The sequence below is a fragment of the Streptomyces sp. NPDC043176 genome, assembly GCF_056436715.1.
The window spans coordinates 275,307-287,057 of record NZ_JBWKCA010000011.1; the positions used below are offsets into that span (position 1 = coordinate 275,307).

Genomic DNA, 11,751 nt, shown 5'->3' on the forward strand with positions numbered 1-11,751 from the left:
GGAGGATGAGCGCGGCCGGGGTCGCGCTGATGCTCGGCGGCGCGGGGATCCTGTATGCCGCCGGCCCCGCCCAGGCCGCCGAGGTCTCGTACAAGACGGAGTGCGTCCCGCCCTCCATCTCCGGACTCCCGCCCGTGCAGGGCACCACGAAGGTGCTCATCACCGCGCCGGCGGAGGCCAAGGTCGGCGACGAGGTCGAGATCGTCTGGAAGACGGTCCAGGCCGCTTCGAAGAACCCCGACGTGCTCGACCTCGGCCAGGACACGGTCAAACCGACCGGCGTCCTCACCGTCGGCGGCGCGGCGACCGGCACCGTCGCCATGGAGGGGCCGCGGCAGAACCCGCCGATCCCCAAGAACAGCCCGATGGTGCTGCCCGACATGAAGGGCAGGCTGAAGCTCGACAAGGCCGGCGACATCACCCTCACGCCCGGCAAGTACACGATCAACGTCTCCAAGCCCCTGTCGACGGACACCAAGTGCACGCCGAAGGAGGCGGTGCCGGCCGGCGCGACGATCAAGGTCACGGACGGCGGCAGCACGACGTCCGGCGGCAGCACGTCGAGCGGTACGACCACCACCTCGGGCGGTACGACGGCCTCGGGCGGCACCACCACGACCGGCGGCACGACCGACGCCGGGGGCACGACCACCACCGGCGGCACGACCGACGCGGGCGGCACCACCACCGGCGGTACGAGCACCACCGGCGGGGAGTCGAACAACACCGGCGGCTCCGCCGTGACCTCCGGCGGCGGCACGGGCGGCGCGGCGTCCTCCTCCGGCGGAGGCTCCGGCGGGGGCGGCGGGCAGACCGACTTCCCCGGCAAGGAGGTGACGGTCGCCTTCACCTGCCAAGCCCCCGGACCGCCGGACATCAAGTCCAAGGTGACGATCAACGCCAAGAAGAACGGCGAGGTCTACGACCTCACCGTCAAGACCGCCAAGGGCGTCATGAACAGCCCGGCGGCCCTGCCCAAGGGCGCCCTCGCGCCCACCATGGCGATCAGGATCGGCGGAGCGGACAGCGGCACGGTGAAGGTCACCGGCGCTCCCAACCCCACCGACCTCGCGAAGGACGCCCCGGTGAGCCTGGAGGACATGAAGGGCACGTACCGGCCCGGCGCCACGGGCACGTCGACGCTCAGCCCCGGCACGCTCACCATCAAGGTGTCTCTCGGCGCCGCGAAGCTGGAGATCCCCTGCCAGGTCAAGGGCGCCGTGAAGGCCTCTCTCGAACTGGACACCAGCAAGCAGGCGGGCGGCGCCTCCGGCGGCTCGGACGGCGGGGCCGGGACCGACGCCGGCAGCGCGGGCACCGGCGGCTCCTCCGGCGGGAACCTCGCCGAGACCGGCGCCGAGCACGACGGCGCCCTGCGCGCCCTCGCGCTGGTCGCGGGCACGGTCGTCCTGCTCGGCGGCGCGGTGTTCACCTTCACCCCCTGGGCGCGGCTCAGGAGGTGAGGCGGCGGCGACGGCCGCCCCCGCACACGCCGTGGACCGCGGCGCACACGGCGAAGGCCGCCGCACCGAACCGGTGCGGCGGCCTTCGGCCGTGCGAGGGGAGGGTCAGTGGACGCTGCCCATGAGCCCCTGGACCTTCTTGCGGTACATGTAGATCGCGAAGCCGGCCGCGACGGCGAGCGCCGCCTGCAGGGCGATGATCCCCGTCCCGTTGAGGTCGACGCCCGCGATGGAGAGCAGCCCCGTGGTGCAGTCACCGGCGGTGACGGCGAGGAACCAGACACCCATCATCTGGGAGGCGTACTTCTGCGGCGCCATCTTCGTGGTGACGGAGAGGCCGACGGGGGAGAGGCACAGCTCACCGATGGTCTGGATCATGTAGATCGAGACGAGCCACATCGGGGAGACCTTGGTGCCGTCGCCCGCCATGTTCATCGGGACGATGAAGACGAAGAAGGACGCGCCGACCAGGACGAGACCCATCGCGAACTTCACGATGGTGTTCGGCTCCTGGTTCTTGCGGGCCAGCCACAGCCACAGCCAGGCGAAGACCGGGGCCAGCGCCATGACGAACAGCGGGTTCAGCGACTGGTACCAGGTGGCCGGGAAGCCGAGGCCGAAGATGGTGTCGGCGGTCTTGTCGTCGGCGAACAGGGACAGCGTCGAGCCGCCCTGGTCGTAGATCATCCAGAAGATCGCGGCGGCGACGAAGAACCAGATGTAGCCGGTCACGCGGGACTTCTCGCCCGAGGTCAGGTCCTTGTCGCCCTTGATGCGGGCCAGAACGGCGACCGGGATGATCAGACCCGCGAGGGTGATCGGGACCATCGCCCAGTTCAGGGTGTACATGCCCAGGGCGACGACGGCGCCGTAGAAGACGGCGATCACGACGGCCACGACGGCGACCTTGGTGATGACGGCCTTGCGCTCGGCGGCGGACAGCGGGTTCGGGACCTCGCTGCTCTTCGGGTTCAGCGTCTTGCCGAAGAGCAGGAAGACGGCCAGGCCCAGGCCCATGCCGACGGCGGCGAGGGCGAAGCCCAGGTGCCAGTTGACCTTCTCGCCGACGGTGCCGATGACCAGCGGGGCGAAGAACGCGCCCAGGTTGATGCCGATGTAGAAGAGGGTGAAGCCACCGTCACGGCGCGGGTCGTCCGCGCCCTTGTAGAGGTGGCCGACCATCGTCGAGATGTTGGCCTTCAGCAGACCGGAGCCGACCGCGACGAGCGCGAGGCCGACGAAGAACATCGCCTGGCCCGGGAGGGCCAGCGAGACGTGGCCGAGCATGATCACGGAGGCCGCGATCGTGACGGTCTTGCGGGCGCCCCAGACGCGGTCGCCGAACCAGCCGCCGGGCATGGCCATGAGGTAGACCATCGAGACGTAGACGGAGTAGATCGCCGTCGCGGTCGCCGCGGTCATCGCGAGGCCGCCGCCCTGGCTGCCCGTAGCGGCGTCCACGCCGCCGGAGACCAGGTACAGAACGAGAAGGGCCCGCATGCCGTAGTAGGAGAAGCGCTCCCACATCTCGGTCATGAAGAGGGTGGCCAGACCACGGGGGTGGCCGAGGAAGGTCTTCTCGTAGCCGAGGGGTTCGGCCGAGTCCTTCGTCAGGCTGGACGCCATGTCGATCCTTGCTCTGTCGGGACGCACGCCTTGTGAGCGTGATGCGCCCGGTGGGGGAGGCCGGCACCGGCGGAGTCGGGGAGGACTCAGCCGGGATCCACGCCCCGGGAGACGCGTTGTCGCGCCCCGGAACCCGGCCCACAGGTCGTTCGCCGTCATCGAGGGTGGCAGGGCCCACCTCTACGCAGAAAGAGGACCTCGGCCCGCGAAGCTGGCCAAAGGTCCCCGAATACCGCTACTGACGTCTCGCCACCATACGACACGACAGTGCCGGATATGGAAGGACTTGAGAGATGGATCACAGGCGGAATTGCAACCGCGCAAGGTCATTCGAAGGTCATGTGAAAGATACCCACAAGATCCCCAGGGGATCTCCGGCCCGTGTGGATCCCGCCCCGGCCCGGCACCCGTGCGGACTACCATCACCCCATGACCCGTGTACTGCTCGCCGAGGACGACGCATCCATCTCGGAACCGCTGGCCCGTGCCCTGCGGAGAGAGGGGTACGAGGTCGAGGTCCGCGAGGACGGACCCACCGCCCTCGACGCCGGACTCCAGGGCGGGGTCGACCTGGTCGTGCTCGACCTGGGCCTGCCCGGCATGGACGGCCTCGAGGTCGCGAGGCGGCTGCGCGCCGAAGGCCACACGGTCCCGATCCTGGTCCTCACCGCACGGGCGGACGAGGTCGACACCGTCGTCGGGCTCGACGCGGGCGCCGACGACTACGTCACCAAGCCCTTCCGGCTCGCCGAACTCCTCGCCCGGGTCCGGGCCCTGCTCCGCCGCGGCTCCACCGAGCCCGCCGTCGCGCCCGCGACCCACGGCGTGCGCATCGACGTGGAGTCCCACCGCGCCTGGATGGGCGAGGAGGAGCTCCAGCTCACGGCCAAGGAGTTCGACCTCCTGCGCGTCCTCGTCCGGGACGCCGGCCGTGTCGTCACCCGCGACCAGCTGATGCGCGAGGTCTGGGACACCACCTGGTGGTCCTCCACCAAGACCCTCGACATGCACATCTCCTGGCTCCGCAAGAAGCTCGGCGACGACGCCGCCAACCCGCGCTACATCGCCACCGTCCGCGGGGTCGGCTTCCGCTTCGAGAAGAGCTGAGCCACCGTTAAGCCATGCGCCGCCGCCTGATCAACTCCACGCTCGCCGTGGTGCTCGTCGTCATCGCCGTGTTCGGCGTCTCGCTCGTCCTGGTGGAGACCCGGACCATCTCGAACAGCGCCCAGGAGAGCGTCGACTCGGAGGCGCTGCGGATCGTCTCCATCGTCGACAGCCGGCTGATCGGCGGGGAGCCGGTCAACCCGGACATCCTGGCCGAGCAGAGCGGCGCCAAGAGGTACGCGCAGATCCGCATCCCCGGGCGGTCCACGATCGAGATCGGGACCCGGCCCGAGGGCGACGTCATCCGGGGCGTCGCCGAGGGCGAGCGCGGCGAGTCGGTGACCGTCGAGGAGTCCCGGTCGACGGTCACCGCCGAGGTCGGCCGCACCCTCCTGATCATCGGCGCCGTGGCGCTGCTCGCGGTCGTCGCCGCCGTCCTCCTCGCCGTACGGCAGGCCGACAAGCTGGCGTCACCGCTCACCGACCTCGCGGAGACCGCCGAGCGCCTCGGCTCAGGGGACCCGCGGCCCCGGCACAAGCGGTACGGGGTCCCCGAGCTGGACCGCGTCGCGGACGTCCTCGACGCCTCGGCCGAGCGCATCGCCCGGATGCTCACCGCCGAGCGCCGGCTCGCCGCCGACGCCTCCCACCAGCTGCGTACGCCCCTGACCGCGCTGTCCATGCGCCTGGAGGAGGTCGCCCTCGCCGACGACCTGGACACGGTCAAGGAGGAGGCGACGATCGCGCTCACCCAGGTCGAGCGGCTCACCGACGTCGTCGAGCGGCTGCTCACCAACGCGCGGGACCCGCGCACCGGCTCCGCCGTCGCCTTCGACCTCGACGAGGTCGTCAAGCAGCAGATCGAGGAGTGGCGGCCGGCCTACCGCAGCGCCGGGCGGGCCATCGTGCACTCGGGCAAGCAGGGCATGCGGGCCGTCGGCACCCCCGGCGCGGTCGCCCAGGTCCTCGCCGCCCTGATCGAGAACTCGCTGATGCACGGCGGCGGCACGGTCGCCCTGCGCACCCGGGTCACCGGGAACCAGTCGGTGATCGAGGTCACCGACGAGGGGCCCGGCGTCCCGGCCGACCTCGGCGCCAGGATCTTCGAGCGGGCGGTCAGCGGCCGCAGCTCCACCGGCATCGGCCTGGCGGTGGCCCGCGACCTCGCGGAGGCGGACGGCGGGCGCCTGGAGCTGCTCCAGCAGCAGCCGCCGGTCTTCGCGCTCTTCCTGAGCCGCGAGGTCAGAAGCCTTTCGGAGGAGCCGTCGGACCGCCCGGTCCGGTAGACGAAAGAGGCCCCCTGGCAGGGGGCCTCTTTCGTGGAGCGCGCAGGTCAGACGCGGTCGGGCTGGCGGCGGGTCGCCTGCCGCGGGGTCTGTTCCAGGAGTGCCTCGGCGGCCTGCACGGCGTCGTTGTCGGGCAGCGCGCGGAACACCCAGGTGCGGTACGACCAGAAGCGGAAGACCGTGCCGATGCCGATGCCGAGGAACTTGAAGACGTTGCTCTGCAGGGGCGTGTCCCAGCCGAAGCCGTACGTCGCCGCGTAGAGCACGCCGTTCTGGATCACCAGGCCGATCACGCTGAACACGAGGAACAGCGTCATCTCACGGGTGCGGCGGCTCTTGTCGCGCTCCCGGTAGGTGAAGTAGCGGAAGCCCAGGTAGTTGAAGCCGATGGCGACGACCGTGGCGACGATGCTCGCCCGGACGACGGGCAGGTCCGTGAAATGGCGTACGAGGTTGAAGACGCCGAGGTCGACGAGGACCCCGAGGCCGCCCACCGCGCCGAACTTGGCGAACTCGCGGGTGAGCCGGTCCAGCTGCACCCGAAGTGCGCTTCGTTCACTCATGGTGGTCGCTCGTTCCATCCGTTCATATGACGTCCGGACGACGTCAACCCATCCATGCTAACTAGCCCATCCGGTGATCGTCCTCCGGCCGCCGAAACTGTGAGCCTTCCCCGTCCCACCTGTGCCAACACACAGCCGCGTGAGTGATCCCCACTTGTGCGGATACCCTAAGAGGGTGACGTTCCCCGTAGTAGGCATGGTCGGCGGCGGTCAGCTCGCGCGTATGACCCACGAGGCCGGCATCCCCCTCGGCATCAAGTTCAAGCTCCTCAGCGACACCCCGCAGGACTCCGCGGCCCAGGTGGTGAGCGAAGTCGTCATCGGCGACTACCGCGACCTGGACACGCTGCGTGACTTCGCGCGCGGATGTGACGTGATCACCTTCGACCACGAGCACGTCCCCACCGAACACCTGCGGGCCCTCGAAGCGGACGGCATCCCCGTCCGCCCGGGTCCCGACGCGCTGGTGCACGCCCAGGACAAGGGGGTGATGCGCGCCAGACTCGACGAGATCGGCGCACCCAGCCCCCGGCACCGCATCGTGGCGGACCCCGAGGACGCGGTCGCCTTCGCCGCCGAGGTCGGCGGCTTCCCGATCATCCTCAAGACCGTGCGCGGCGGCTACGACGGCAAGGGCGTCTGGTTCGTCCGCACCGCGGCCGACGCCCGCGACCCCTTCCTCGCCGGGGTCCCCGTCCTCGCCGAGGAGAAGGTCGACTTCGTCCGCGAGCTCGCGGCGAACATCGTCCGCTCCCCGCACGGCCAGGCCGTCGCCTACCCGGTCGTCGAGTCCCGTCAGGTCGACGGCGTCTGCGACACGGTGATCGCGCCCGCCCCCGACCTCGACGACGCCCTCGCCGGCCAGGCGCAGGAGCTGGCGCTGCGGATCGCCAGGGAACTCGGCGTCGTCGGCCACCTCGCCGTCGAGCTGTTCCAGACCACGGACGGCCGCATCCTCGTCAACGAGCTGGCCATGCGCCCGCACAACTCCGGCCACTGGACGCAGGACGGCGCGATCACCTCGCAGTTCGCCAACCACGTCCGGGCGGTTCTCGACCTGCCCCTCGGCGATCCGCGCCCGCGGGCGCCGTGGACCGTGATGTGCAATGTCCTGGGCGGCGACTACCCGGACATGTACTCCGCGTACCTGCACTGCATGGCCAGGGACCCGCAGCTCAAGATCCACATGTACGGCAAGGACGTGAAGCCCGGCCGCAAGGTGGGGCACGTCAACACCTACGGCGACGACCTGGACGACGTGCTGGAGCGCGCGCGTCACGCCGCCGGCTACCTGCGAGGAACGATCACCGAATGAGCCCCGCCACCGCCCCCGTCATCGGCATCGTCATGGGATCGGACTCCGACTGGCCCGTCATGGAGGCCGCGGCCCAGGCCCTCGACGAGTTCGAGATCCCGTACGAGGTCGACGTCGTCTCCGCCCACCGGATGCCCCGCGAGATGATCGCGTACGGCGAGGAGGCGGCGGGCCGCGGCCTGAAGGCGATCATCGCGGGCGCGGGCGGCGCCGCCCACCTGCCCGGCATGCTGGCCTCCGTCACCCCGCTCCCCGTCATCGGCGTGCCGGTGCCGCTGAAGTACCTCGACGGCATGGACTCGCTGCTCTCCATCGTGCAGATGCCGGCCGGTGTGCCGGTCGCCACGGTCTCCGTCGGCGGCGCCCGGAACGCGGGCCTGCTCGCGGCCCGGATCCTCGCCGCGCACGACCCCGAGCTGCTCGGCCGGATGCGCGACTTCCAGCAGGAGCTGAACGACCAGGCGACGGAGAAGGGCAAGCGACTGCGGGCCAAGGTGGAGGGTGCGGAGTCGTTCGGCTTCGCCCGGTGACCGCGGCGGACCGCCTCGCGGAGGCCAGGGAACTCCTGGCCTCCGCGCCCGTCGTCGACGGCCACAACGACCTGCCGTGGGCCCTGCGCAAGCACGTGCGCTACGACCTCGACCGGCTCGACATCGCCGCAGACCTCACCGGCGCCCTCCACACCGACCTCGCCCGGCTGCGGGCCGGCGGCGTCGGCGCCCAGTTCTGGTCCGTGTACGTGCCGGGCCGACTGGCCGGCGACGACGCGGTCAGCGCGACCCTGGAGCAGATCGACGTCGTCGACCGGCTCCTGGAGCGGTACGCCGCCGACCTCGCCCCGGCCCGCACGGCCGACGACATGGAGGCGGCCCGCGCGCAGGGCCGCATCGCCTCCCTGAAGGGCGCCGAGGGCGGCCACTCGATCAACAACTCCCTCGCCACCCTGCGCGCCCTGCACACCCTGGGCGTGCGGTACATGACCCTCACCCACAACGAGAACAACGACTGGGCGGACTCGGCGACCGACGAGCCCCGCGCCGGCGGCCTGACCGCCTTCGGCCGGCAGGTCGTCCGCGAGATGAACCGCTCCGGCATGCTCGTGGACCTCTCGCACGTCGCCGCCACCACCATGCGGGACGCGCTCGACGCCACGACGGCGCCGGTGATCTTCTCGCACTCCTCCGCCCGCGCCGTCTGCGACCACCCGCGCAACATCCCGGACGACGTCCTGGAGCGGCTGCCCGCCAACGGCGGCGTGGCCATGGCCACGTTCGTGCCCAAGTTCATCCTTCCCGCGGCCGCCGAGTGGACCGCCCGGGCCGACGACAACCTGCGCGCGCACGGCCTCGACCACCTCGACACCGGCCCCGAGGCGATGCGGCTCCACCGCGCCTTCGAGGAGGCGAACCCCCGCCCCCTCGTGACCGCGGTCACGGTCGCCGACCACCTGGACCACATGCGCGAGGCCGCCGGCATCGCGCACATCGGCATCGGCGGCGACTACGACGGCACCGCCTTCACCCCCGTCGGCCTCGACGACGTCGCCGGCTACCCCCACCTGATCGCGGAACTCCTCCACCGCGGCTGGTCCCAGCCCGACCTCGCCCGGCTGACCTGGTCCAACGCGGTCCGGGTCCTGCGCGACGCGGAGGCGGTCTCCCGCGACCTGAGGAGCCGTACGGCCCCGTCGAACGCCACGATCGACGTGCTCGACGCGCCCTGAGGCCTCACCCGGACGGCGTATTCCGCCGCGCTCCCCGAAGGGGCCGGTGGCACGGTGGACGGTACTGCCCCGCCGCTCTCGGCGGGGCGGTACTGCATCGCCGAGTTCGGAGTAAGACCATGGCGGAACTGCTAGACGCCCATTCCCCCCTCTCCACCGTCCCCTCCGCCACCGACCCCCCGGAGCCACCCCCGCCGCTCGACGAGACGGCCCGGGCCCGGGCCATCCTCGCCGCCCAGCCCGTCACCGAGGGGCACACCGGACTCCCCGGATCGCTCGACCCCGAGGACCTGCCGCCCGTCCGCGCCGCCGAGGCCGGGGCACAGCTCTGGTCGCTGCACGTGGAGGCCGACGAGGGCGTCATCGGGACGCTGCGGCGGATCGACGCCGTCCGGGCCCTCGTCGCCGCCTGCCCGGAGGACCTGAGGCTGGCGTGCACGACCTCCGAGATGGCCCACGCCCGCAACTGCGGCCGGGTCGCCGCCCTGCTCGGGCCGGTCGGCTGGAGCGCACTCGGCGGCTCCGCGGCCACCCTCCGGGCGTACCACGCGCTCGGCGTACGGGCCGTGAATCTGACCGGATTCGACCGCTTCGCCCGGGACGCGGTACGGGAGATGAACCGCATCGGCCTGGCCGTGGACCTGTCCGGCGCCGACCAGGACACGGTCCGCCGCGCCCTCGCGGTCACCCGCGCCCCGGCCCTGCTGACCCGGGCGGACCCGGAGGGACTGCCGGACGACGTGCTGCGCCTGCTCGGCGCGAACGGCGCCGTCTGCATGGTCACGGTGACCGGCGACACGGCCGCCGTCGCCGACGTCCTCGACCGGGTGCGTGCCGGGGCGGGCGCGCACTGCGCGGGCGTCTCGCACACCACCGACCCGGCCGCCGGCTACGTACCGCTCTTCGCGGAGCTGCTCCGCCGGGACTGGACCGCCCAGGAGCTGGTCGGGCTCGCGCACGCCAACCTCACCCGGGCGCTGCGCGAGATCGAGTTCCTCGCCCGGACGAACCGCATCCGCCCGGCCGCCGCCTGACCGACGGCACACGAGGAGGGGCGCACCGCCGAGCGGTGCGCCCCTCCTCGTCGTCGTGTCAGACAGGCCCTAGGCGCGCGGGCGGCCCATCGCCCGGTACGTCCAGCCGGCCGCCCGCCAGAGCTCGCCGTCGAGGGCGTTGCGCCCGTCGAGGATCACCTGCGAGGAGGCGGCCTTCGCCAGCTCCGCCGGGTCGAGCTCGCGGAACTCCCGCCACTCCGTCAGGTGCAGCACCACGTCCGCCCCGCGTACGGCCTCCAGGGCCGAGTCCGCGTACCCGAGGGTGGGGAAGACGCGGCGCGCGTTCTCCATGCCCTTCGGGTCGTAGACGGTGACCTGGCCGCCCTGGAGGTGTATCTGGCCGGCCACGTTGAGCGCGGGGGAGTCGCGGACGTCGTCCGAGTCGGGCTTGAAGGTGGCGCCGAGCACGGCCACCCGGCGGCCCAGGAAGGTGGACCCGCCGAGGGCCTCGCGGGCCATCTCGACCATCTGGCCGCGCCGCCGCATGTTGATGGAGTCGATCTCGCGGAGGAAGGTCAGCGCCTGGTCGGCGCCCAGCTCGCCCGCGCGGGCCATGAACGCCCGGATGTCCTTGGGCAGGCAGCCGCCGCCGAAGCCGATGCCGGCGCGCAGGAACTTGGCGCCGATCCGGTCGTCGTGCCCGATGGCCTCCGCCAGCTTGGCGACGTCGCCGCCCGCGGCCTCGCACACCTCCGCCATCGCGTTGATGAAGGAGATCTTGGTGGCCAGGAAGGAGTTCGCGGCCGTCTTCACCAGTTCGGCGGTCGGGAAGTCGGTCACCACGAACGGCGAGCCCCCGCCGACGGGCACGGCGTACACCTCGCGGAGCGTCTTCTCGGCCCGCTCGCCGTGGCCGCGCACGCCGACGACGATCCGGTCCGGGTGCAGGGTGTCCTGGACGGCGAAGCCCTCCCGCAGGAACTCGGGGTTCCAGGCGAGTTCGACGCCCTCGGGGAGCAGCGCCGCGAGGCGCTCGGCCGAGCCGACCGGCACGGTCGACTTGCCGACGACCAGCGCCCCTTCGCGTACGACCCCGGCGAGGGAGGTGAAGGCGGCGTCCACGTAACTCATGTCACACGCGTACTCGCCGTGCTTCTGCGGAGTGTTCACGCAGACGAAGTGCACGTCGCCGAATTCGCCGACCTCCTCCCAGGAGGTGGTGAAGCGCAGCCGCCCGCTCGATCCCTCGATGCCGGCCACGTGCTTCGCGAGGAGCTCCTCGAGGCCGGGCTCGTACATGGGGACGCGTCCGGCGGACAGCATCTCGATCTTCTCGGGGACGACGTCGAGCCCCAGAACCTCGAATCCCAGCTCCGCCATGGCCGCGGCGTGGGTGGCGCCGAGGTAGCCGGTGCCGATCACGGTGATCTTCAGGGCCATGCGGGTCTCCAGTGAACGTCGGCCGGAAATGCCTGCCCGAGCATAGTCGTGCCCTGGTCCGGGGCCGGGGCACGGCCTACCATTTCAGTTACTTAACGGTAGTTAGCAAGCCTGGGAGTGAGAGAACGTGACGGGTTCCAAGGACTTCGACCTTTATCGGCCCTCCGAGGAGCACGACATGCTCCGGGAGTCGGTCCGCGCGCTCGCGGAGGCGAAGATCGTTCCGTTCGCGG

10 protein-coding genes are annotated in these 11,751 nt (G+C 71.6%); 7 read left to right on the forward strand and 3 right to left on the reverse strand.

The window, feature by feature from the left end; translation table 11 throughout:
- The first annotated feature begins 5 nt into the window (after positions 1-5).
- Entirely contained in the window at positions 6-1,463 is a 1,458-nt protein-coding gene (locus tag AC067A_RS20505; protein ID WP_479243897.1) for a hypothetical protein, read from the forward strand.
- Positions 1,464-1,568: 105 nt separating this feature from the next.
- Here the strand turns inward: AC067A_RS20505 and AC067A_RS20510 are convergent, their stop codons facing one another.
- Positions 1,569-3,089, reverse strand: a complete 1,521-nt coding sequence (locus AC067A_RS20510) for a peptide MFS transporter (RefSeq protein WP_479243898.1) — start codon at positions 3,087-3,089, stop codon at positions 1,569-1,571.
- 429 nt (positions 3,090-3,518) lie between these two features.
- Between AC067A_RS20510 and AC067A_RS20515 the strand changes: the two genes are divergently transcribed.
- Both AC067A_RS20515 and AC067A_RS20520 read left to right on the forward strand, forming a co-directional pair.
- Positions 3,519-4,196 (forward strand): response regulator transcription factor, encoded by a 678-nt coding sequence (locus tag AC067A_RS20515; RefSeq protein WP_479243899.1) that lies wholly within the window; start codon positions 3,519-3,521, stop codon positions 4,194-4,196.
- 14 nt (positions 4,197-4,210) lie between these two features.
- Positions 4,211-5,482, forward strand: a complete 1,272-nt coding sequence (locus tag AC067A_RS20520) for an ATP-binding protein (RefSeq protein ID WP_479243900.1) — start codon at positions 4,211-4,213, stop codon at positions 5,480-5,482.
- A 47-nt stretch (positions 5,483-5,529) separates the two neighbouring features.
- Here the strand turns inward: AC067A_RS20520 and AC067A_RS20525 are convergent, their stop codons facing one another.
- Positions 5,530-6,045: a GtrA family protein gene (locus tag AC067A_RS20525; protein ID WP_479243901.1), complete on the reverse strand. Its 516-nt coding sequence runs from the start codon at positions 6,043-6,045 to the stop codon at positions 5,530-5,532.
- Positions 6,046-6,220: 175 nt separating this feature from the next.
- Between AC067A_RS20525 and AC067A_RS20530 the strand changes: the two genes are divergently transcribed.
- From AC067A_RS20530 to AC067A_RS20545, 4 genes are all read left to right on the forward strand, one after another.
- The gene (locus tag AC067A_RS20530) at positions 6,221-7,360 is read left to right on the forward strand and encodes a 5-(carboxyamino)imidazole ribonucleotide synthase (RefSeq protein WP_479243902.1); all 1,140 of its coding nucleotides are present in this window, start codon (positions 6,221-6,223) and stop codon (positions 7,358-7,360) included.
- Positions 7,357-7,890 carry a 5-(carboxyamino)imidazole ribonucleotide mutase gene (gene purE, locus AC067A_RS20535; RefSeq protein ID WP_479243903.1) on the forward strand — a complete coding sequence of 178 codons (534 nt, stop codon included), beginning with the start codon at positions 7,357-7,359 and terminating at the stop codon, positions 7,888-7,890. The genes AC067A_RS20530 and purE overlap by 4 nt, the downstream gene beginning before the upstream one ends.
- The gene (locus AC067A_RS20540) at positions 7,887-9,083 is read left to right on the forward strand and encodes a dipeptidase (RefSeq protein ID WP_479243904.1); all 1,197 of its coding nucleotides are present in this window, start codon (positions 7,887-7,889) and stop codon (positions 9,081-9,083) included. Before purE ends, AC067A_RS20540 begins: the two co-directional genes overlap by 4 nt.
- 119 nt (positions 9,084-9,202) lie before the next feature.
- The gene (locus tag AC067A_RS20545) at positions 9,203-10,117 is read left to right on the forward strand and encodes a membrane dipeptidase (RefSeq protein WP_479243905.1); all 915 of its coding nucleotides are present in this window, start codon (positions 9,203-9,205) and stop codon (positions 10,115-10,117) included.
- Positions 10,118-10,186: 69 nt separating this feature from the next.
- On the opposite strand, the gene AC067A_RS20550 is transcribed toward AC067A_RS20545, so the two are convergent.
- Positions 10,187-11,518 carry a UDP-glucose dehydrogenase family protein gene (locus AC067A_RS20550; RefSeq protein ID WP_479243906.1) on the reverse strand — a complete coding sequence of 444 codons (1,332 nt, stop codon included), beginning with the start codon at positions 11,516-11,518 and terminating at the stop codon, positions 10,187-10,189.
- Positions 11,519-11,751 lie beyond the last annotated feature (233 nt).

What these genes read in the sequence shown, in the direction of transcription:
- AC067A_RS20505 (WP_479243897.1), top strand. Translation starts at nt 6, where the DNA reads ATGAGCGCGGCCGGGGTCGCGCTGATGCTCGGCGGCGCGGGGATCCTG.
- AC067A_RS20510 (WP_479243898.1), bottom strand. Translation starts at nt 3,089, where the DNA reads ATGGCGTCCAGCCTGACGAAGGACTCGGCCGAACCCCTCGGCTACGAG.
- AC067A_RS20515 (WP_479243899.1), top strand. Translation starts at nt 3,519, where the DNA reads ATGACCCGTGTACTGCTCGCCGAGGACGACGCATCCATCTCGGAACCG.
- AC067A_RS20520 (WP_479243900.1), top strand. Translation starts at nt 4,211, where the DNA reads ATGCGCCGCCGCCTGATCAACTCCACGCTCGCCGTGGTGCTCGTCGTC.
- AC067A_RS20525 (WP_479243901.1), bottom strand. Translation starts at nt 6,045, where the DNA reads ATGAGTGAACGAAGCGCACTTCGGGTGCAGCTGGACCGGCTCACCCGC.
- purE (WP_479243903.1), top strand. Translation starts at nt 7,357, where the DNA reads ATGAGCCCCGCCACCGCCCCCGTCATCGGCATCGTCATGGGATCGGAC.
- AC067A_RS20545 (WP_479243905.1), top strand. Translation starts at nt 9,203, where the DNA reads ATGGCGGAACTGCTAGACGCCCATTCCCCCCTCTCCACCGTCCCCTCC.
- AC067A_RS20550 (WP_479243906.1), bottom strand. Translation starts at nt 11,518, where the DNA reads ATGGCCCTGAAGATCACCGTGATCGGCACCGGCTACCTCGGCGCCACC.